This is a genomic window from Coraliomargarita sinensis (assembly GCF_003185655.1).
GTDB lineage: Bacteria > Verrucomicrobiota > Verrucomicrobiia > Opitutales > Coraliomargaritaceae > Coraliomargarita_B > Coraliomargarita_B sinensis.
In genome coordinates, this window is sequence record NZ_QHJQ01000002.1 from 316,906 (window position 1) to 338,146 (window position 21,241).

Genomic DNA, 21,241 nt, shown 5'->3' on the forward strand with positions numbered 1-21,241 from the left:
TTAAACAACCTAAGCAAATCATGAAAAAACAAATCCTGACACTCGTTCCTGCTCTCCTGGTATGGAACTTTTCCTTAGCCGAGGAATCGGCTGCAACCTCCGAAGGTGCTTTTTACGGAAATGTATTTGGCGGCTTCGCAGTATTTGGCGATGGTTCTGTCGACGTGGCGGCGAATCCTTCCGGTGAAACCGATTTCGAAATTGAATCTGGTTACAGCGCAGGTCTCCTGCTCGGTTACGACTTCGGCACCTTCCGTCTCGAAGGTGAATTCTCCCACATCACGGGTGATATCGATACCTTGGAACTGGACACCGGCGACGCAGACGTGGACAGCGATTTTGAGAGCAATAGCCTCATGATTAACGGACTGTTTGATTTCGATTTCGATAACATTCCGCTCACGCTCTCGCTCGGTGCTGGTATCGGTGCGAGCAAGGTGGAGTACAGTTCAATGGTCGACGTGAATGATTTCACTTTGGTCGACGATATCGATGAGACGGTGTTGATCTACCAAGGTATCATCCGCGGGAGCTACGCACTTAACGAACGCGCAAGCCTGGGACTTTCCTACCGTTACGTCGTCACTGAAGATACGAGCTCCTCGGGAACCGTTGATACGGGTGCGACGACTACGGCAGATAGCGATATCGAATTCGACAGCGTCGGAGTCAGCCTCTTTGAAATCTTCTTCAGCTACGATTTCTAGAGGCCGGGCATAGTCATTTTGCTAACCGCCGTTCGCCCAAGTGGTGACGGCGGTTTTTTTATGCGTTCAATCCCACCAGCTCCGCCATGATGGCTTTTTGCGCGTGGAGCCGGTTTTCCGCTTCGTCGAAGATGATGCTCTGCGGGCTGTCGAGAACCTCCTGCGAGACTTCCTCACCGGCGTGAGCGGGCAGGCAGTGCATGAAGAGTGCGTCCTTGTGGGCGAGCGCCATCAGCTCGGAAGTGACCTGGTAGGGCAGCATCTGGGCCTTGCGCTCAGCGGCTTCGTCCTCGTCGCCCATCGAGACCCAGACATCGGTGTAGAGAATGTCGGCGCCACCGGCAGCTTCGGCGGGATCTGTGGTGAACTTGAACTCAACAGGCAGGCCGTCGGCCTTGAGGGCATCGGTGATGACTTGCTTGGGCGCAAACTTTTCCGGACCCGCCAGGGTGATCTCCATGCCGAACATGGCGGCGGTCGTGATCCAGGAGTTGGCCATGTTACTGGCGCAGTCGCCGAAGAAGGCGACTTTCTTGCCCTTGAGTGTGTTGATATCCATCTCCTCGGGGGAGATCCGTTCAAGCACAGTGAAGATATCGGTATAGAGTTGGCAGGGGTGGTTGAAGTCGGTCAGCCCGTTGATCACCGGAATGGTGGCATCCGCGGCAAAGCCTTCCATAATTTCGTGACCGAAGGTCCGGATGACGAGACCGTGGAGATACCGTGACATGACCTTGGCGGTGTCGGCAATGGTCTCGCCCCGGCCGATCTGGGTGCTCTGCGAATTGAGTACGATGGGAAAGCCGCCGAGTTCATTCACGCCCACCTCGAAGGAAATACGTGTCCGCGTGCTGCTCTTGTAGAAGAGCAGGCCCCAAGACTGCATGTTGAGGGGCTGCGGACTGTTGAGCCGGTTGGCCTTGAACTTCCTGGCCAGCGAGAAGACCTCCTGCGCTTGCTGGAGGGTGAAGTCGGTTTCTTTGATAAAATGGTGCATTTTCTAAAGAGTCAGAAGTTGGAAGAAAGAAGTCAGGAAAGGTTTGTAAAAACTGTGTCCAGTATGCGGACGGCTTCGCTGAGTTGTTCGGATTTGGCGGTGAGGGCCGGGAGCATACGGATGGTGTTGTGGCCGGCGGGAACGATGAGAAGACCTTTCTCGCGAGCGGTGGCGGCGATTTTTAAGTTGAGGCCTTCCTCTTTGAGGGAGAGGCCCACCATGTAGCCAGCACCCCGCATGCCAGCGATGTGTTGTTCGTGTTTTTGTACCAACGCCTCGATCTCATTGTGCCAGACGGCGCTGTTGGTCTGTACCTGTTCCAGAAGACGTTCCTGTTCGATGATATCCAGGACTGCGTTGGCGGCGGCGGCGGCGAGGGGGTTGCCACCGAAGGTCGTGCCGTGGGACCCTGGCTGAAAGAGCTCGGCATAGTCGTCAGCCACCCAGATTGCGCCGATAGGGAATCCTCCACCCAGTCCCTTGGCCATGCCGATAGCGTCCGGCGTGATGCCGCTGGCTTCATAGGCGAAGAAGTGTCCACTCCGGCCGATGCCGCACTGGACTTCGTCGAGCATGAGCAATGCCTTCCGCTCGGTGCAGAGAGCCCGAAGTTCCTGCAGGAAACCGGCTTCGGCCGGAAAAATCCCGCCTTCGCCCTGAATCGATTCCAGGAAGACCGCTGCGACGGAATCGTCGACCAGTTTGTCGAAGGTTTCGATCTTATTGAGCTCGCCGAACTTGAAGCCGTCCAGCATGGGGCGAAAGCCGCCCTGGATTTTTTCCTGAGGGGTGGCAGCCATGCCGCCGAAGGTCCGCCCATGAAAAGCATTGTTGGCCCCGACCACGGTGTAGCGCTTGCCTTCCTCGCCGGTGAGTTGCTTGCCGTGGAGACGCGCCAGCTTAAGCAGGGCCTCGTTGGCCTCGGCGCCGCTGTTGCAGAAGAGCACCCGTCCCGGGCCGGCCTTTGCCACCAGGCGGTCGGCCAGCTTCTGTTGGCCCGGAATGCCGTAAAGATTACTACAATGGACAAGGGTGGCCGTCTGCTCCTGTACCGCTTGCACCCACTTCGGATGAGAATGCCCGACCGAGGTTACCGCGATGCCCGAACCAAAATCCAGATAGCCCTTGCCCGCCTCGTCGTAGAGGTGCAAGCCTTCGCCCCGCACCGCGTTGAAGGCCGGTGCGCCGTAGTTTTTGGTTAAGGTTTTGTGGTGGGACATTGTGGGTGGTTGCTAGCGTCGGGATTTCTTAATCCTATTCTTACTCGGGACGGGAACTGGAGATTAAGATTATGATTAAGATTGGGTGTTAATTGAACTGATAACTGGTGAACCGAGATCGTGAAGGGTCAGCCGTTCACGATCTCCGTGCCGACCCCTTTATCGGTGAAGATTTCGAGGAGGAGGCTGTGAGGCTGTTCGCCGTCGATGAAGTGGACCCGGTGCACCCCGTTTTTGAGGGCGTCGACGGCGCTGTCGGTTTTCGGGATCATGCCCTTGCTGATGATGCCTTTTTCGACCAGTTCAGCGACTTCGTCGACCTGCAGGGTGGAGATAAGCGATTCCGGATCGTTGATGTCCCGCATCAGTCCGGGGACATCGCAGAGGTAAACCAGTCGGCGCGCCCGGAGGGCCGCAGCTACGCGGCCGGCTGCGGCGTCGGCGTTGGTATTGTAGATCTGACCCTCGTCATCCTTTGCGATCGGCGAGATCACCGGGATGTAGCCGTCATTCAGGGCCTTCTTGATAATCTTGGTTTTGACGGTGTGTGTTTCGCCGACAAAGCCGACATCGACAGGCTGGCCGTCGACTTCGACTTCTTTTTTGTCACAGACCAGAATCCCGTTGCCGTGGATACCCAAGGGCCGGGCGTTCTTGGCCTGAAGGATTTCGCAGATGTCCAGGTTGACAACCTTGTTGAGGGTGTGCTCCACAATCTCGACCGACTTCTGGTCGGTGACCCGCAAGCCGTGTTCAAAACGGGTTTCGACCTTGGCTTCGGAAAGTGCCCGCGTAATGGCCTTGCCGCCCCCGTGTACCACGACGACCTTGATGCCCACGGCGGAGAGGAAGGCGATGTCGGTGGCCACACGCGTGCGCACCTTGGGATCGGCATCGTCCATGAAGGCGCCGCCGTATTTAACCACAAAGATCGCATCCCGAAAGCGTTGCACATAGGGCAGCGCCTCAAGGAGGACGGCGGACTTGGTGGTGACGTCGAGCTGGGAAATATCGGTCATTAGAAATACGTGATACGTGTTACGTGATGCGGGTTACGGGATCTACTATTCAGACTTGTTGAAATCGACGTAGGCCTCGCTGAGGTCGGAGGTGAGGAGGCGGTAGTCCGCGTCACCCTGATTCAAGTTGACGGTGATGCGGAAGCGTTTCTTGAAAACGACTTCCTTCCACTGCGCTTTGTTTTCGTCCTGCGGGATGCCTTTAATCAGGGCGGGGATCTCGTCGTAGTGGATGTCCAGTAGTTCTTCCTTGAGGCCGACGCGGGCATAGCCGGCGGCATCGGCGACCCGGCCCCAGTTCGGGTCGGAGCCATACCAGGAGGCTTTAACCAGGAGTGAGTTGCCGACGGCCCGGGCGACTTTCTCGGCATCACTGACCTTAGGACAGCCTTCGACGACCAGTTCCACCAGCTTGGTGACTTTTTCGCCGTCGCCAACAATGAGTTCCGCCAGCTGATCGCAGACTTTGAAGACGGCTTCCTTGAAGGCGAAGAGGAGATCGGCAGGGCCATCCCAGGGATCGACGCCGGACTTGCCGCTGGCCAACAGGAGCACGGTATCGTTGGTGCTCATATCGCCGTCGATGGAAATCCGGTTGAAGGTCTTGTTCACGGCGGCGGTGAGGACATTCTTCAGCTGATCGCCGTTCGTGACGACATCGGTGGTGAGGAAGGCGAGCATGGTGGCCATGTTGGGCTCGATCATGCCGGCGCCCTTGGCCATGCCGGCGACGGTGACAGTTTTGCCCTCGTAAGTAAATTGAGCCGTGGCGACTTTTCGCCGCGTGTCGGAGGTCAGGATGGCATCGGCGGCATTGAGGGAAGACTGGGCATCGTCTGCCAGTTGCTGGGCGGCGTGTTCAATGCCTTCTTCGATCTGTTGCATGGGCAGCTTGCGCCCAATCCGCCCGGTCGAGCAGATGAGGAAGGGTTGGCCCAGGCCCGAGCTCAGTTGTGCAATGGCGCCCATTTGTTTCGCGTCGGCCATGCCTTTTTCACCCGTGGCGGCATTGGCGTTCCCGCTGTTGACGACGAAGCCGGCCACCTTGTTGCTGCTCCGGGAAAGGATTTCCTTGCAGAGCCGAACCGGTGCGGCGCAAAGATCGTTTAAAGTAAAGACTCCTGCCGCCGGGCAGGGCTTTTCCGCCACGAGCATGGCGAGATCAAGCCGCTCCTTGTTTTTCAGTTCCCGCACGTCGCAGGCAACACCTGCGGTTTTGAAGCCCGGACAGTCGCCGATACCGTTCGAGTTTTCGAGAAGAGTGACTGGGATCGGGCTGCTCATTTTTTGAAGAAGTCAGGAATTAGATGTTGGGAGTTAGAGCAGGCCGGCGGTTTCCTCGAAACCGAACTTCAGATTCATGATCTGTACAGCCTGGCCGCTGGCACCTTTGACGAGGTTGTCGATAACGGAGCTGATGACGAAATTATCCGTCCGCGGGTCATAAACGGCGGCGATGTCGGCCCGGTTGGTGCCTTTGACGTTCTTGGTGTCCGGGAAGGTGCCACTTGGAAGTACGGCGACGAAGGGTTTGTCCGCGTAGGCTTTGTCCCAGGTGGCGTAAAGTTGTTCGATCCCGGTCTTGGCCTTGGCCACGATGGTGGTGACGATTCCCCGGCTCATGGGAGCGAGGTGCGGGCTGAACTGGACGATACAGTCGGCAAAGGCGGCCTTTTCCAGCTGCTCCTCGATTTCGGGGACGTGCCGGTGTGTGGGAAGTGCGTAGGCCTTCATGCTTTCGTTCCGTTCGCAGAAGATGAAATCCTCGGCGACTTTCCGACCGGCACCACTGACAGCGCTACAGCTATTGATAACGATCCCTTTCGGGCTGACGAGCCCGGCTTTGAGGAGCGGGGCCAGAGCGATTTGGATGCTGGTCGGATAGCAACCCGGACAGGCAATCAGGGAGGTCGATTTCCACTTCTCATCCGCCAGCTCCGGTACCACGTACTGCGCGGCTTCGAGGAGATGCGGCGCCGGGTGGGGCTGGCCGTAGTATTCCTCGTAAATGCGGGTGGAGCCGAGCCGGAAGTCCGCACTCAGGTCGATGACAGTTTTGCCCGCCTGATACAGCGGATCGGCAAACTCGGAGGCCACGCCGTGGGGGAGGGCGAGAAAGAACACATCGATCTCACTGCTGGCCGCCAATTCAGCCGGGTCGGAAGCGGTGAATTCAAGCTCACCCACCTTGTGGCGGAGCGCCGGCATGACGTCCGCCACCTTCTGGCCCGCCAGCGACCGTGACGTGACGGCTGCCAGTGTGACATCCGGGTGAGTGGAGAGAATGCGTACGAGTTCTTCCCCCGAATATCCGGAGGCACCTATGATTGCTGTTTTCATTTGCGGGATACGGGTTGCGAGATACGTGATGCGAGATGTGGGATGAAACTGCGTGAGGCGAGGCCTTTGACGCGGGAAACAAAAAACCCCCCAAAGCACGGTGCACGGCCTTGGGGGGTTGCAATAAAGATGCGACCGTGCGGCGAAACTTAACGCTTGGAGAACTGGAAGTTTTTACGTGCGCCAGGCTGACCAGTCTTCTTGCGCTCGCGGGCACGGGGGTCACGCTTCATGTGGCCCTGTTTTTTAAGGTCAACGCGGAGGTCGCCGTTGAGCTTTTCAAGTGCACGGGCGATGCCGAGGCGGGTGGCGCCGGCCTGACCGTTGAGGCCACCGCCGTGAGCCTTCACCGTGATGTCGACTTGTTCGGACATTTCGACCGTTTTCAGGGGGGAGAGTGCCGCACGGGCAAACTCCTCGGCCTTGAAGTAGCTTTCGGCGTCCTTGCCGTTGACTTCGATCTTACCGGTGCCGCGGGTGAGGCGGACGCGTGCGACAGCCGTCTTGCGACGACCGACAGTTACAAATGTTTCTTCGCTCATTATAAAAATACGTTCAACCGGGGATTATACCAGCGGCTTGGGTTGTTGTGCTTCGTGGGGGTGCTCAGAACCGGCGTAGATCTTGAGCTTCTTAATCATTTGGCGACCGAGACGGTTGCGGGGAAGCATGCCTTTGACGGCGTGCTCGATGATGAACTCAGGTTTCTTCTGACGCATGTCCTTGATGTTGACATAACTGTCACCGCCCATCCAGCCGGAGTAGAACATGTATGTCTTCTGAGTGTTCTTTTTGCCGGAGAGTTTAATCTTCTCTGCGTTGACCACGACAACAAAGTCTCCGGTGTCGGCGTGCGGCGTGTAGGTGGGCTTGTGGCGGCCACGGAGCACGTTGGCAATTTTTACAGCAACGCGACCGAGTGTTTCATCGGCAGCATCGACCATATACCAGGATTTGGTGTGGTCTGTGTTGGTAGCTAAAGTCGTCTTCATGATTTTTGGAAAAGCGCGCAACAGTAGGTTCAGCCCCAATACTGTCAATGGGAATTTGCAGTATTTTCTGCCCCGCGGCGATGCTTGCGGCTAAACAGGCGGTTTCGGGAGCAATTTCTATTTGTCGGCCTCAATAGCGATCACCGTCGCAGCCGCATCGGGCGTGGTCTCAGGCAGGGTGATGGTCCAGCCGTCTTGGGTTTTCGTGGTTTGAAGCGGTGTTTTCCGGGCATCGGCCAGCAGATAGACCTTTTGCACCTGCATGGCGGGGTCGGCAATCGTCAGTTTGCCGCTTTTCGGCCAATGGAAGACATGGGCATAGAGTTTGCCCGGTTTGGTGGTATAGCGCCCCCAGTCGGGCATTTCGTAGGGGCTCGGCCCGGAGCCATGGATGGACTCTGAATTGACCTCCATCCAATCGCCGATGGCTGCGAGGCGTTCGACACTGGGTTCGGGGTCTTATTAATTCTTTTCAAAAAATGGGTTCTATCGAACTTGTTCTTGAAATCTTCAATCAAGGACTTCTGGAGGGATCGAGGCGATCGGTTTGATTTCCATGGATTTAATGAACAATTCCGCACCTTCGGACTGCACTTGAATTTTACCGGAAGTGAGTGGTTTCAACGCACCGTCTTGATGGGTTGCGGTTTCGTAATTGGCCATGACGGGAACGCCATTGACAACGTGGACAGCCGTAGTGCCGAAACAGTAGAGGTCGACGACATTCCATTCGCCGAGGGGCTTTTCCGCATCCTGCATCTTGCGGATCAGGCGCCCATTGGCGTGCTGCCCAAAATGGGTCCGCTCCGTTGCGGGAGTATATATCCATTGTTTCGATTCAGGGTTTTTTACGGCCGGGATTTCGCAGGCCGTGTTGGCCATCAGATAAGTATCGCCGAGATTGCCGTGCATGAGCTGCAGCTCGATATTCGGCATCCAGGTGCCGTGGGCTTCCCCGAACTCGCCGAAACTGTGGTAGAGGAGGCCGCTGTTGCGCTTGGAGTAAACGTTGTCGCCCCATTTGAAGACCAGGCGGAGGTGATAGTTCTCAAACGCTTCTTGGGTTGCCAGCGAGCCGTTGATCTCACCGGAGATGCGAATTACCCGATCACCGTCCATTTCAACCACGGAAAAGACGCTATCCAAAGTAGCCGCTTCCGTGACTTCCGCCCACTCTTCGCCAAGTGATTTACCGAGATGGGTATCAAAGCCCTCGAGGTTCTCGCCATTGTAGATGGATTTCCATTCGGAATCCTGATTGCAGGCTGTCAGCAGGAGGCTGGCTGCAGCGAAGCTAGTCATGCCGATAATCGAAGAGAGAGTGGGGTGGTTTCGGATGGATTTTAACATGCGACTACTCATGATGGGGCTGGAGGTAATCACAAGGGCAAAGCGTGTGTGACTCCAGGCGGACGCATCGCAATTTTTTACGGTCACGAAGCATACAGGCCAAGAAGGAGCCTGAACCGAGGGCTTGTCAGATGGCGGTTTTTCCGAGCTTTCTTCGAACATGTCCGTCATTCGTGCCTTATCTGAATCTTTACGCTGATATTTCATGCACCGCCGGGCGGGGTATGTTCACCGACAACAATGTCGAAGCGGCCAGAGAGTTTTATCTCAAACATCAGGATAAGCTGCTCTTCGGTTCCGATTGCGGGTGGTGGTCTTTTCGGATGGGCCTCAAGCCTGAGTTTGCCTACATCGACACCCTCGAATTACCTGAGGAAGTCGAGAACAAGGTACTGCGCGGTAATTCCGAGAAATTATTTCCGCTAAAGAACTCGTTTAAGGTCGGAATCGGTGGCCATTCTTTCTTTTTCCGGCCAAGCCGGCCATTGGTCCGGAACTGAGATTTATTGTTGCAAAGCAGACCAACTGCGTCATTTTCCGCTGCTTTTCCATTTTAACTTCAGCGGAGAACCACTTTGAGAGACGATTATTTACACGAAGCACAGAAGGTCATCACTGATCCGATGATACTGATCAATGTTGTGTCGCGTCGCGCCAAGCAACTCAAGAGCGGCTACAAGCCACTTATCGAGTCCTTGGAGCGCCTATCGGCTGAAGACATGGCACTTCGCGAGATCATGGAAGGTAAAATCACCTACCAGCTCGATGAAGAGACTCAGGAAGTCTAGCCAGTCAGCTGTAGAACTCGGATTGCTGGTTTGTGAAGCGCCCCCTCTGCGCTTCCCAATAGAGGGAAGATAGAGCCGTGTGCGCCAAGAAGAAAAAGTCCGCGGGCAACCACCAACGTGAGATCCGCAACGCGAAAGCTCACCACAATTACTTTGTGGGTGAGAAGTTCGAGGCGGGAATGGTGCTTCAGGGCACCGAGGTAAAGGCCATCCGCGAGGGCAACGCCCAGATTACCGAATCGTTTTGCCGGATCGAGAAAGGGCAGGTCTGGCTCTACAACTCCCACATCGGAGAATATTCTTTCGGGAACTTTCAAAATCACCCACCGCGGCGGAAGCGTAAACTGCTCCTGCACCGTCGGGAGATCAATAAGCTCATCGGTGCGGTCGAAGCCGGCGGTAAATCGCTCATTCCCTTGCGACTCTACCTGAAAAACGGGATGATCAAAATCGAGATCGCCCTCTGTACCGGCAAGAAGCTCCACGATAAGCGGGAAACCTTGAAGAGAAAAGTCGCCATGCGCGAAGCGGAACGCGAAATGCGTCAGCGTTACTAGAAAAGCAGTAGGAGAATTTAATCTGCCATGCCTAAAAAAACCGTGACCGTCCAGATCCCTGCCAGCACCTCAAACTGTGGTCCCGGCTTTGACTGCCTGAGCATTGCGCTCTCGCTCTACAATTTTGTACGCCTGACGGTGCGCGAGGATACGGTGATCGCCCCGGTTGGTGAGGCGAATGCTGGCACTCAGGCCATGGTGGAGGAAGCCGCGCTGAGTTTTGCCCAGACGGCGGGTCTGGATTTGCCCGGTTTCGATTACGAGATCTGGGGGGACGTGCCCCTGGCGCGGGGCCTGGGGTCGAGTTCTACCGTGCGTGCAGGCATAGTGGCCGGATTAAATGAACTGGTTGGGAATCCGCTGGACGAGGAAGCGGCGATTCGTCTGACCACCAAACTCGATAGTTCTCCCGACAACGCCACGGCCGCATTCAGTGGGGGCTTTTGCATCGCCCGGACCGACCCCACAACGTTCGCCTATCAGCACCATATCCGCTTCGAGTTACCCGGGACGCTGGCCTTTGCCGCGGTGGCACCGGACTACAAAGTGATGACCGATGACTCGCGCCGTGTATTGCCTGAGACCTTGTCGTTTAAGGATGTCGTTCGCACGACCAATAGTTTGGCCTACCTGGTCGGTGTTTTGGCGACCGGCGATTTTGAGCGCTTGCGCGGTGCGGTGCATGATTGCATTCACCAGCCTTATCGAGAGTTGTTGAATCCGTTTGGGCACGAGAGTATCGAAGCCGGGTGCAGTTCCGGTGCGTATGCCGGCTGGTTGAGCGGCAGCGGCTCGACGGTGGTCTGCCCCTGTCCGGCAGACAAGGTCAATGTGGTGCTTGATGCCATGACGCAGGCCTATGCGGTAAATGATATCAAGAGTCGCTCCTACCGTCTGCTCTGCGACAACGACGGCCTGACCGTGAACGAAGATTAGGGCCTTTCCTCCCGCGTAGTTGACGCTAAGCCTGAAAGTTTTTCTTTTATTCACAGTGAACGACCCGAACCGAGATTTTAACGAAGTCATCCGTACGATCCGTAAAGACGATCCGCGCTACGCCCGTGGTGCGTATTATTTTCTGCGTCAGGCGCTGGACTACAGCCTGAAAGAACTACAAAAACGCGGGGAACTCGATAAGACGAATCACTTGACCGGGCAGCAGTTACTTGAGGGGATTCGCCTCTTCGCCATCGAACAATACGGCCCGATGGCACGCACCGTCTTGGAAAACTGGGGCGTGAAAAACTGCCGTGACTTCGGCAACATCGTTTTCAACCTGGTCGAATGCAAGGTGCTTGGTAAGACGGACCGGGACAGCCCCGAGGATTTCAACAAAGGTTACAGCTTCAGCGCTGCCTTTGATAAGCCCTTCCGGCCAACGACCATCAAGCCCACGACGAAGCGACCGCCGCTGCGTTAGGGCTTAACTGCCACCGTTTTTGTCGTTCGAGCCAAGATCTTCTTCGCGTTGCTCGATTTGGGCTTCACGTTCGGTCAGAACCATTGATTTTTCGACCAGGTCATTTTCACACTTTTCGATATAAGCTTCGCGTTCATGCAGCATGTTGCGTGCTTCTTTCAGAGAAGCTTCCTGGGTCTCCAGTTCTGCTCTCAAGGCCTTCAGCGCCTCCATTTCTTCGCCGTGGTTTTTCGGATCGCCGGAGGCATCGGCCGAGGTCTTCGAATCCACAACTTTTTTGTGCGCTTCGAGTAAGGCTTCTTTTTCGTTGAGTTCCAGCGCCCGTGCCTCGAGGTATTTTTCTTTTTCCGCGAGGAGCTCTTCACGGTTGATGATGTCCGCCTGCAACTCGAGCAGATGCGCTTCCATTTCCTGTTGCTTCCCGGATTGCGATTTGATTTTCGGGAACTCGTTTTCAGGGCTCAGCAGTGGTTTGACATCAGCGCTTTCACGGCGTGTCGCCGCGGCGATGGCCATCTTCAGGCTCAGACGTCGTGGTTCTTTGCGGACCGGCGGTGGTGGAAAATCAGGTTTTGAACACATAATTTAAAAAACTATATTTCACGGTATCGATTTGTCGTCTTATTTTGCAAGGAATCAGGCATTTATCCATCCTGATATCAGCAACTTAAACGATTATATTACATTATATTAGTGCACTTACTGTAACGCAATAGGGGAAAAGCCCTAATAAGTTAAGATGGTAATCTGGATAAGCCCACTGCAGAAAGGGCACATCCTATGAGTAGTAAAGAGCAACAGACCTCAACTTTTGAGTCACATGACTTAATTGATCGACTATTTCGTGCCCCTGTAGAACGTCATGTCTTGGAGAATGGCCTGACGCTGGTGCATCGTCCTGATTATTCCAGCGAGGTCGTGTCGGTTCAGGTTTGGGTGAAAACCGGGAGTATTCACGAAGATACCCTGATCGGTTCGGGGCTATCGCACTACCTCGAGCATTTGCTTTTCAAGGGCACGGCGCGTCGGGAGGGAAAGGCAATCAGCCGCGAAGTCCACGCCATGGGTGCTTCGATGAACGCGTACACCACATTCGATCGGACGGTGTATTACATAGACGGGCCTTCGAGCGCTTTTCCCGAGATGGCGGATGTGTTGTCCGATCTGGTATTGCATTCCACACTTCCGGAAGCGGAAGTTCTGCGCGAGCGCGATGTGATCCTGCGTGAGATCGATATGGGGCTGGATGACCCCGACCGGCAGCTGACGCAGGCGCTTTTCAGGACGGCTTTCTGCCGGCACCCTTATCGCGAGCCGGTTATCGGGCACCGCGAGCTTTTTGAACGGGTCACGGTCGAAGAATTACGCCGATACTACAAAGAGCGATATGTGCCCAACAACATTGTCGTTTCGATTGTCGGTGCGGTCAGACCTTCCGAGTGCGCCGAGGTTATCGATAAGACTTTTGGTGTGGTGCCCCGGGGTAGGCTGGCCCCAGTGCAGGTTGACACAGAGCCGGTCCAGCTCGCTCCCCGGCGCGAAGATATTCTCGGAGATTACAACGTCTTCCGGGGTGGGGTTTGTTTCAAGGTGCCGCATTTGAGCCATCCGGATTCACCGAAGCTCGACGCGCTGGCTCATGCCCTCGGTGGTGGAGAAAGCTCCTTGCTTTGGGAGCGTCTTCGGAATCAGCGGAAACTCGTTCACTACGTGGATTGTCGGAACTGGAACCCGGGAGAGAACGGCTTGTTCATGATCAGCTATGTCTGTGACCCGGAGCGCGGCGCGGAAGTGGAGGCGTCGATCCATGAATTAATCGAGGAAGTTATCACGACCGGGTTTGAAAGCGATGTGGTGGAAAAGGCCTGCCGACAGGCCCTGAGTTCGGAAATAAACGGGCGCAAAACGATGAGTGGTCAGGCCACCCGTTTGGGTATCGGCGAGGTGGTGATCGGGGATATTAATTACGGTCGCCGTTACCTGAATCGTCTGCGTTCCATCGGAAACGAGGACCTTCAGGAAGTGGCGAAACACTATCTGGTGGATTCGAATTGTTCGGCCGTGACGCTCGGACCTGCGTTGGATGCACCCGGGGAGTTCAATGGTGAAGACGAGGGGCTCACTTTGGAGCCTTTCGAGGAAGTGGCCTTTGAGTCCGGTGCCCGCCTGCTGTTGCAGCAGGACAGCCGACTTCCCAAGGTGCATATCCGCACGGTCATGCTGGGCGGGCCGCTTTACGAGCCGGAGGGCCAGCGCGGCGTGTCGTCGCTGATGGCCGAACTCTTGACCAAGGATACGGCCAAGCGTGGAGCAGTGGAAATCTCTGAATTAATCGAAAGCATCGGCGGAACATTTCGTGCGACCTGTGGGAACAATACCATCAGCCTTGCGCTTGAAGTCCTGCCGAACGACCTGGGACTGGCTCTGGGGCTGCTTAAGGATGCCCTGACGCAACCCAGTTTCAATCACGCCACTTTCGAGACCGAGCGGCAGGCACAGATCGCCAATCTCAAGGAGGAACAGGACGAGATTCTTGAATTCGGCTTTCAACGCTTGCGCGAGCACTTCTTCGGGGAGCATCCTTTTGCCGTGGGGCCGGACGGGCGCGTGGAAGATTTGAAGGAGCTGACGCGGGAGGATGTCGAGGCCCACTTCCGGGAATTGGTCCGTGCCGGAAACATCATTCTGGTGGTTGCGGGCGACTTTGACCGCGATCAGTTGATGACTGAACTGACGCCGCTTTTGGCGGAGGATCTCTGCCGTGAGCCCTTCGCCCCCAAACTATCCCCATTCCCCGGATTACGCGAGTCACTGGATCTGACCGAAGCGATGGAACGGGAACAGGCTGTCATACTTCAAGCCTATCCCGGCTCCGGCATACAGGACGACGATTTCGTGACCAACGAAGTGCTGAACGAATTATTCAGCGGTATGTCCAGCCGGCTCTTCGAGCAGGTCCGTGAAGATCGGGGCATGGCCTATTATGTAGGCTCCACTTGTGTGATCGGTTTGGACGGCGGGATGTTTGTCTTTTTTGCCGGAACGCACCCGTCCCGAGTGGAGGAAGTCCTGGTGGAAATTGAAAAAGAAATCGACCGTGTGGTTCGGGGAGAGGTGACTGACGAGGAGTTGAGACGTTGCCGCATCCGTTTGAAGGCGGCCCGGCCGATGAGCCGGCAGACGATCGGTGCCCGTGCCATGCATGCGGCCTTGCAGCTTTGCTATGGGCTCCCGCTGAATGACGATGCCGAGCACGCCGTCAAACTCGATGCGACCGATGCCACGACATTGGCAGATTTTGCCAAGCGTCACTTTGCTCCGGATAATAAAGTGCGACTGGTTGTCGGCCCGAAAAAAGCGTAACCGGTCAAGGTTACGCTTGGGAGATTGATACTGCCTAGGTGACTAGCTAGCTTTGGATTTCGCCCGTTGGCTTAGCTGGCGGTAGAAGTTCGGTCCATGGATCTCGCGCATCATTTTGCGGCGGTGGTCCACCGCCAGTTTGAAAGCCTTCTTCTCGCCGTACTTCTTGATCGAGAAAGAGGTGCATTTCTGAATGCCGGGCTCCGGACGCCAGCTCACGGAATAGCACTCGTGTTTAGTGCCATTCGGGCCGATTTTCGTGGTACGGGAAACGCCTAGCTCACCTGTAGTGTTGCGTGAATCGGAGACGACGATACGTCGCTGGCGGGGACGCTTGGGAATCGCTTCAAGCTCCTCAGAGAGTTGGTTGCGGTACTCTTTGGCAAGTTTTTGAGCTTTACCCTTGCCGCCACATTTGCGGTCGCTGAACAGCTTAGAGTAGGTTTTGCCATTGCGATAACCACGGACAAACCAGCCGTGGGTGGAGCCGCTGTCGATGCGGCTGATGCCTTTGTTTGCTTTTGATTTTGCCATCGTATTGAGGAGTGATAGGTTGGGTGTTTTGCCAGTTTAGTTCAGCAGAAGAGAAGTTGAATTTAACATCTTATAATAATTAAACGTTTGAACGCATAGTAACCTAACAGGTTTTTCAACTTTTTACTATTTTTATTTGACTGGACAGTTGATCACGTACGAAGCGTTCGTTTTTTATTTATACATCCAACTTTTGAGAGCCGTATCGTTACGAATTATGTATGTCGTCTGGTATTCCGGTTGCAGCAATTCATAATATTGTTTTTCAGCGTAGCGTTTGCCGTGAAGAAGTATCTTCGCACGATGGCCCGGTGCCCGGACGATACGTCCCAGCGCTTGATGTATCCGCCGTATTGCGGGAATGAGATAGACTCGTTCAAAAGCGTTTTTTCCGGAAAGTGACGAATCCATAAGAATCTTAGCTTTTTGCACCGCATTCACTTCAGGTAGTGCCGGTCCGACTACGATGACGGATTTCACCTGCCCACCAAGTTTATCAATGCCTTCCGAGTAACTGCTGCCGATAATCAAAAAGATAACATCGGTATAAAGCAGGCTTTCGTCGATAAACCGTTCTTGTTCACGTAGGTCCACTCCGCGCGGTTGAATGGCAACTCGGAGTGATTCATTGAGCGCTGAAATATAGGTACGAATGTTTTCCGCGTATTGGTAGGAAGAAAAGAAGACAACGGTCGGTGCGCTGGAGTCCGCCAGCGTCATTTCTACAATCGTTCGCCCGGTCGTTTCATAATGACTCTTCCTTTGTTTCATCCGGGTGTCGACTCGGCAGTCGATAGCAACGTCGTAGGCCCCCTCTCGCCAGTCAGCCCAACCAATGGCTAAATCCGTCTCGGCAGGGCTCAGGCCGATCTCATTTCGGAAGTTGTCCACGGGATCCAGCGTGGCCGACATGAGTATACGACAGCTGAAGGGTTTGAGGCATTCGGCGGTCCATTTGCCGGCATCCAGGCACTGCGCGCGTAATATCGATGTTTTCGGGCACCAAAAAAGCCAATCGCTTGCTGCCTCATCGAGTCGCTTGGCCAGTTCTGGAATCCGCCATACGGTCTCAAGTGCGAATGGAGCGACCACATCATAATTAAACCGGCTGTCTTCCAGAAAAATCGCTGCTTCCAGGCAGAGGTTCCCCATCGCGTAAATCTGATCGGGGCTCAGAACGGTTGCTGAATGGAGCGCTTCGATCTCGGTGGCGATTTCTTCGAGGCTACGTATCAAACGGCGGGAGGCGCCCGCCTCGCTTAACCCTTCAAGTGCAAAGAAAAGGTTGGAGGCGTTCAATTCAACACTCAGGGCATCAGCATTTCGATTGGGGAGGTTGTGAGCCTCGTCGATGATAACGATGGTTTTGGCCGGGTCGAACCCGTAAGGCTCGGAGAAAACATGACGACTCTGCGGGGCAAACAGGTAATTGCTGTCACCAATCCAGAGCTCGGCAAATGGGAGGCAGGCCTTGGTTAGCGCGTAGGGACAGACGCCGGTTTGACGGCCAATGTCTTTGGCCTGTTCCAGGTTCAAGGTTCCGTCGCGTAGAAGCTCCGGTGGATGAATGTCCGCCTCCATCCAGCGTTGCCCCAGATCTTCTTCGCAGCGGCGGTCGCCGGTGCAGCGATGCATGGGGCTGTCAATCCTGTGCTCAGCTCGGTTACGCATTTGGATGAAGCGGAGGTTTCGACCGATCATGTTTTGTAACTGACGGACGGTTTCGAGCTGCCCGCTGGACTTGCTGGTCAAATAGATGCAGCGCTCATAGAGTCCGTTCTGCATCTCCCGCAGTGCGTGTTCCAGTACGATCCCGGTTTTTCCGAATCCTGTCGGGGCCTGTAGCAACACGGTCGGGCTTTTCAGGCTGGCCTTGCTAAGCTGTTCGATCAATTCGGCCTGGCCCTCACGCAGGCTGGGGAAAGCGGGGCGAATTTCGAGCGCATCCAGTTGAACCCGGCGGGCGCGCCGGTCATCCAGGAAGGTGACGAGCTGCTCCAGCTGCGCGTCCACCAGATCACGACTTTCTTTGGCGACAGGAAGCGTCTGGACTGTGCCGGAACTGATTTCGATGAAGAGCAGTTCGGCTTTGAGTGAGTGTCCTGCATACTCCGGCAGGATGCTGGCCAGCATCAGGTAGATCGCTGCCTGAGCGAAATATTCCGGATATTGTTGAAGCAGGTCTTCGGCCGGGCAGGGCAGTGGTTGGCGCACGGTCTTGACTTCCCGAAGAATCAGGGAGTCCGCTTCCGGTAAGATCTGGTCGATACGGCCCTGCAAATGGATATTCCAATCACGGTGCCGCAGGGTGGCCGCAATCGATTGTTCGAAAACAGCCTTCGGGTAAGCCGCTTCGGTTTGTTTTGCCGATTCCTTGTGCCATTGCTGACCGACTTTGGCCCGCCAGATGCCGGCACCTGTTTTGCTGCTCTGGGGCCTATTTCGGAAAATAGCCAGTTCCCCAACGCTCAATTGGGCATCGCGACTTTGCGTATCGACCTGCATAGGAGTAATGGCGCCTGCTTACAATAACGGCAGCCGTTAGCTGTCTCTGCGTTTTTGGCGGTCTTTGATCTCATCGACATAGATCGATACGTTTGCCTCCAGATCACCGAGGTGTTCTTTAGCGCGGCGAAGTGCCTTGGCGGTCGACATCGTCGGATTGCTGGGATCGTCGCTGAAGATGTTACGCCCTTCGATGTAATCGTAGAGTCCGGAGTTTTTCAGGACGCGGACGAGATCGGTCTTGGCTTCGCTGAGAATCAGGTAGCGCCCCAACTCGTTCATGTAGCGCACCAGTTCTTCGAGCGCCATCACCCCGGTGGCGTCCATATTGTGGGCATTACGCATCTTCAAAATCACAACTTTCAGGTTGGGATCTTCGCAAATACGGCGGGTCTGGTCGCGGAAGAGTTCGGCGGCACCGAAGAAGAGTTCGCCTTCGACGTGGACAATAGAAACTTCGGGCGTGTCGCGTTTGATGGTCTCATTGGTTTGAGCAAGCTCTCCCTTGTCGTTGAATGCGTATTCGACCATTTCCGGGCGGGCGACTTTCTTGAGAAAGAGCATGATGGATGTGCCCACACCAATGTAGATCGCCGTGTCGAGCGGAAGGATAGTGCCACTGGCAAAGGTAATGAGAAAGACGGCTGCATCTGACTTTGTCGTCCGCATAACCACACGAATGGCGTGTTTATTTACCAGTGAGATGCCGATTGCGATGATGAGCACGGCCAATGCGCACTGTGGGATATAAGCCGTGTAGGGGCCGAGCAGGAACGCACCGATGAAGACAATCACCCCGCTGATGTAGCTGGCCATGACCGTCTTCGCGCCGCTGCCGGTGCTCAGGCTGGAGCGGGTGAGCGAGCCGGATGCCGGCATGCCCGAGAAGAAGGCACAGCCGATGTTGGCCATGCCGATCGAAAACATCGCCTGATTGGTGTCGAGGCGTGCGCCGGTCCTGGCGGCAAGCGATTTGCCGATCGAGATCCCCTCCAGAATGCAGAGCAGCGCAATGGCTAAGGCCGGGCTGGCAAGAAGTTTGATCTGGTCATAGCCGATCGTAGGGACTTGAAAAGTCCAGTTTTGGGCATTGATCCCGCTCAGAAAAAGGATGCCCGAGTCCTTGCCAAAGATGAGCGTGGTGACAAACGACATCACGATCAGGCAAATAGCCACGTTGGGCAAGGTTTTGAATTTACGATTGAGTAGGATATAAATGCTGGCGGTTAGAACGCTTGTCCCGATTGTGGCCCAGTGGATTGTGTCAATCGCCCCCAGCATGAGGGCCACTGATTCGAAGAATGTCGCCCCTTTTTCTCCGATCGTGAGTCCCAGTGCTTTAGGGATCTGATTCGTGATGATCAGCAGAGCTGCAGCGGTGATATAACCGGTGATCACCGAGTGGGAAATGTATTGGATGAAGTTGGCCACCTTGAAGTAGGCGCCCAGCAGAATGAAGATGCCGATCAGGAGTATCAACAAGGGCACCAGGCCAATCATTTGCGACCCGGTAACTCCCAAGCCGAGAAAGGCACTGAGCAGCATGACAGCTGTCGCATTGGTCGGCCCCAAGGTAATGTATTGCGTCCGTGAAAAGACGGGAGCCACCATCGCTGCAATGGCTGAGCCGTAGATCCCGTACTCGATGGGCAGGCCGGCAATGAGGGCATAGGCCATCCCCTGGGGGAAGGCGAGGAGGGCGACATTCAGTCCGGCCCGAAAGTCGCCGGCGACATTGGCGGGCGTGTAGCCCTCCAGCGACTGTCTCAGGGGGAATAGGTCGAGGGAGTTGTAATCTCTGGCGGCACGTAAGCCGTCCTTGAGATATTGAAGCATTTTCGCCACGATCCTATATGTCCCTTTCTTCGATTTCTTATCTTTCGGGGTAGAGAGTCGCCATTACTTCATTATGAAGCGGTTCCTTGGCAGCGATGATGCAGCGCTCATCAAAAGCGTCGCCACCTTTCCAGCCGGTGGCTTTGAATCCGGCACCTTCCAGACAGGGAATGATAGCCGCGCAGTCCCAAATTTCCATGAGGGGGTCGCACATAATATCAATGAATCCGGAGCAAAGGAGAATGTAGCCACCCGCATCCCCCCAAGAGCGGTAGAGGGCGGTCTTCGGGGGAAGTGCGGACCAGTCGGCCTTGTTCTGCCAGAGCGTCTCGCGGATCGGATCGGTGGTGCAGAGCGTGGCTTCATTTAATTGACACGCCGGGCGGCCGGAGACGGGCTTGCCGTTCAGGGTGGTGGTTTCGCAGTCACCGATGACCATCTGCTTCATGACGGGTTGATTGATCGCGCCGATGACCGGGCGGCCATTGTGGAGCAGGGCGATCAGCGTGGCAAAGAGAGGAACCCCCGAGATGAACGACTTTGTCCCGTCCACCGGATCAAGGACCCAAACGAACTCGGCGTCCTCACGCTCACGGCCGTACTCCTCTCCGATGATGCCGTGCTCGGGATAGCGTTCGGCGAGAATTTCGCGGATCCGTTTTTCGGCATTGCGGTCTGCCAGGGTAACCGGTGTGGCGTCGGACTTGCGTTCGATCTCAACTTCCGGGCCGTAGTGCGGCAGGATTTCCTTGGCAGCTTCGTCGCAGAGGTAGGCAATAAATTCAATGAACTCGTCCTTTTGGGCGCGTGTGATTTCAGACATAATCGTAGTGTGAGTTTGTTTTGTTTCCAAAGCTGTAGCCTTGTCTGACACGAGGCAACAGCAGATTGGCCCCGATGCGGCGGTTTGGAAGTTGTGTTTCGGTTAGGCAAGTCTTGTCTATGCACGTACTATGAGCGCCACACCTATTCATGTGATTGATTTCGAAGGCAGCCGACAAAGCGGGGTCGTGGAGTATGGCGTTGCGACACTGGCCGGTCGTTCCATTACGGCGACCTACAGCCGGATTTGTGCCCCGGTGGGAACGATTTCGGACCTGGACCGGGCACAGCACGGTATCAATGAGGAACTTGCCGGCACGGCGGAGGCATTTGACCGCGAATGGACCTTGTTTTCCGGCCTGAGAAAAGAAGGGCCGTTCTGTGCGCATAATGTCGCCGTGGAAGCCGGACTGATTGCCACGGTCTGGCCCTATCCGAAAAAGTGCCCGAACTTTGCCGAGCCGGAAGCCGAGGCCGCGGACTGGGGCCCGTGGTTGGATACGCTGCGTCTCTACCGTAGAATCTATCCGGGAATGGAGAGCTACGGATTGGAGTTTCTGGTCAAGGTGTTCGATCTGGAGGAGGAACTCGACCGCCTGGCACAATTGCACTGTCCGCCTCACCGTCGACGCTACCACTGCGCGCTTTACGATGCCATGGCATCGGCCTTGCTGCTGGCGCGACTTTTTTCCGAGCCTGAACTTGAATCGGCCAGCCTGAGGTGGTTGATCTTGCAAAGTGCTTCATCGGAATCTCAACGTGAGTCGATGGGGCAGCAGGAACTGCTCTAA

The 21,241-nt window shown here is 55.5% G+C and carries 22 protein-coding genes; 8 read left to right on the plus strand and 14 right to left on the minus strand.

The window, feature by feature from the left end:
- Nucleotides 1–20 precede the first annotated feature (20 nt).
- A complete protein-coding gene (locus tag DDZ13_RS03930) occupies nt 21–707 on the plus strand; it encodes an outer membrane protein (protein ID WP_110130120.1) in 687 nt (228 codons plus the stop codon).
- Between the two features lie 58 nt (nt 708–765).
- Here the strand turns inward: DDZ13_RS03930 and argF are convergent, their stop codons facing one another.
- The 9 genes from argF to DDZ13_RS03975 all read right to left on the minus strand — a co-directional run bounded on the left by argF (nt 766) and on the right by DDZ13_RS03975 (nt 8,625).
- Nucleotides 766–1,704, minus strand: coding sequence for an ornithine carbamoyltransferase (gene argF, locus DDZ13_RS03935; RefSeq protein ID WP_110130121.1), 939 nt, complete (start codon nt 1,702–1,704; stop codon nt 766–768).
- Nucleotides 1,705–1,736: 32 nt separating this feature from the next.
- Nucleotides 1,737–2,924, minus strand: a complete 1,188-nt coding sequence (locus DDZ13_RS03940; protein ID WP_110130122.1) for an aspartate aminotransferase family protein — start codon at nt 2,922–2,924, stop codon at nt 1,737–1,739.
- 128 nt (nt 2,925–3,052) lie between these two features.
- Nucleotides 3,053–3,943, minus strand: a complete 891-nt coding sequence (gene argB / locus DDZ13_RS03945) for an acetylglutamate kinase (protein WP_110130123.1) — start codon at nt 3,941–3,943, stop codon at nt 3,053–3,055.
- A gap of 45 nt (nt 3,944–3,988) precedes the next feature.
- Nucleotides 3,989–5,227, minus strand: coding sequence for a bifunctional glutamate N-acetyltransferase/amino-acid acetyltransferase ArgJ (argJ, locus tag DDZ13_RS03950; RefSeq protein ID WP_110130124.1), 1,239 nt, complete (start codon nt 5,225–5,227; stop codon nt 3,989–3,991).
- Nucleotides 5,228–5,260: 33 nt separating this feature from the next.
- Nucleotides 5,261–6,283 carry an N-acetyl-gamma-glutamyl-phosphate reductase gene (argC, locus tag DDZ13_RS03955; RefSeq protein WP_110130125.1) on the minus strand — a complete coding sequence of 341 codons (1,023 nt, stop codon included), beginning with the start codon at nt 6,281–6,283 and terminating at the stop codon, nt 5,261–5,263.
- 149 nt (nt 6,284–6,432) lie between these two features.
- The gene (gene rpsI / locus DDZ13_RS03960) at nt 6,433–6,825 is read right to left on the minus strand and encodes a 30S ribosomal protein S9 (RefSeq protein WP_110130126.1); all 393 of its coding nucleotides are present in this window, start codon (nt 6,823–6,825) and stop codon (nt 6,433–6,435) included.
- A 24-nt stretch (nt 6,826–6,849) separates the two neighbouring features.
- A complete protein-coding gene (gene rplM, locus DDZ13_RS03965; protein ID WP_110130127.1) occupies nt 6,850–7,275 on the minus strand; it encodes a 50S ribosomal protein L13 in 426 nt (141 codons plus the stop codon).
- A 117-nt stretch (nt 7,276–7,392) separates the two neighbouring features.
- The gene (locus tag DDZ13_RS03970; protein WP_110130128.1) at nt 7,393–7,689 is read right to left on the minus strand and encodes an alpha-L-fucosidase C-terminal domain-containing protein; all 297 of its coding nucleotides are present in this window, start codon (nt 7,687–7,689) and stop codon (nt 7,393–7,395) included.
- 96 nt (nt 7,690–7,785) lie between these two features.
- Nucleotides 7,786–8,625: a 3-keto-disaccharide hydrolase gene (locus DDZ13_RS03975; RefSeq protein ID WP_233246067.1), complete on the minus strand. Its 840-nt coding sequence runs from the start codon at nt 8,623–8,625 to the stop codon at nt 7,786–7,788.
- A 131-nt stretch (nt 8,626–8,756) separates the two neighbouring features.
- Between DDZ13_RS03975 and DDZ13_RS03980 the strand changes: the two genes are divergently transcribed.
- The 5 genes from DDZ13_RS03980 (at nt 8,757) to DDZ13_RS04000 (ending at nt 11,390) form a co-directional block, all read left to right on the plus strand.
- Nucleotides 8,757–9,125: an amidohydrolase family protein gene (locus tag DDZ13_RS03980; protein WP_110130277.1), complete on the plus strand. Its 369-nt coding sequence runs from the start codon at nt 8,757–8,759 to the stop codon at nt 9,123–9,125.
- A gap of 75 nt (nt 9,126–9,200) precedes the next feature.
- Complete coding sequence (locus tag DDZ13_RS03985; protein WP_110130130.1) at nt 9,201–9,413, plus strand: DNA-directed RNA polymerase subunit omega; 213 nt, start codon at nt 9,201–9,203, stop codon at nt 9,411–9,413.
- A 77-nt stretch (nt 9,414–9,490) separates the two neighbouring features.
- Nucleotides 9,491–9,970 (plus strand): SsrA-binding protein SmpB, encoded by a 480-nt coding sequence (gene smpB / locus DDZ13_RS03990; protein WP_110130131.1) that lies wholly within the window; start codon nt 9,491–9,493, stop codon nt 9,968–9,970.
- A 27-nt stretch (nt 9,971–9,997) separates the two neighbouring features.
- Nucleotides 9,998–10,906, plus strand: coding sequence for a homoserine kinase (gene thrB, locus DDZ13_RS03995; protein ID WP_110130132.1), 909 nt, complete (start codon nt 9,998–10,000; stop codon nt 10,904–10,906).
- 55 nt (nt 10,907–10,961) lie between these two features.
- Nucleotides 10,962–11,390, plus strand: coding sequence for a Minf_1886 family protein (locus tag DDZ13_RS04000; protein ID WP_110130278.1), 429 nt, complete (start codon nt 10,962–10,964; stop codon nt 11,388–11,390).
- Nucleotides 11,391–11,393: 3 nt separating this feature from the next.
- Here DDZ13_RS04000 and DDZ13_RS04005 read toward each other — a convergent pair whose 3' ends face one another.
- A complete protein-coding gene (locus DDZ13_RS04005; protein WP_110130133.1) occupies nt 11,394–11,972 on the minus strand; it encodes a hypothetical protein in 579 nt (192 codons plus the stop codon).
- A 198-nt stretch (nt 11,973–12,170) separates the two neighbouring features.
- On the opposite strand from DDZ13_RS04005, the gene DDZ13_RS04010 reads away from it, so the two are divergent.
- A complete protein-coding gene (locus tag DDZ13_RS04010) occupies nt 12,171–14,753 on the plus strand; it encodes a M16 family metallopeptidase (RefSeq protein ID WP_110130134.1) in 2,583 nt (860 codons plus the stop codon).
- A 42-nt stretch (nt 14,754–14,795) separates the two neighbouring features.
- Here DDZ13_RS04010 and DDZ13_RS04015 read toward each other — a convergent pair whose 3' ends face one another.
- The 4 genes from DDZ13_RS04015 to DDZ13_RS04030 all read right to left on the minus strand — a co-directional run bounded on the left by DDZ13_RS04015 (nt 14,796) and on the right by DDZ13_RS04030 (nt 20,451).
- Nucleotides 14,796–15,287 (minus strand): AP2 domain-containing protein, encoded by a 492-nt coding sequence (locus tag DDZ13_RS04015; RefSeq protein WP_110130135.1) that lies wholly within the window; start codon nt 15,285–15,287, stop codon nt 14,796–14,798.
- A 174-nt stretch (nt 15,288–15,461) separates the two neighbouring features.
- Nucleotides 15,462–17,792, minus strand: a complete 2,331-nt coding sequence (locus DDZ13_RS04020; protein ID WP_110130136.1) for a helicase C-terminal domain-containing protein — start codon at nt 17,790–17,792, stop codon at nt 15,462–15,464.
- A gap of 36 nt (nt 17,793–17,828) precedes the next feature.
- Nucleotides 17,829–19,628, minus strand: coding sequence for a SulP family inorganic anion transporter (locus DDZ13_RS04025; protein ID WP_110130137.1), 1,800 nt, complete (start codon nt 19,626–19,628; stop codon nt 17,829–17,831).
- A gap of 37 nt (nt 19,629–19,665) precedes the next feature.
- Nucleotides 19,666–20,451 carry an inositol monophosphatase family protein gene (locus DDZ13_RS04030; protein WP_110130138.1) on the minus strand — a complete coding sequence of 262 codons (786 nt, stop codon included), beginning with the start codon at nt 20,449–20,451 and terminating at the stop codon, nt 19,666–19,668.
- A gap of 130 nt (nt 20,452–20,581) precedes the next feature.
- Here DDZ13_RS04030 and DDZ13_RS04035 point away from each other — a divergent pair, with 130 nt between their 5' ends.
- On the plus strand, nt 20,582–21,241 hold the full coding sequence (locus DDZ13_RS04035; RefSeq protein WP_110130139.1) for a 3'-5' exonuclease: 660 nt from the start codon (nt 20,582–20,584) through the stop codon (nt 21,239–21,241).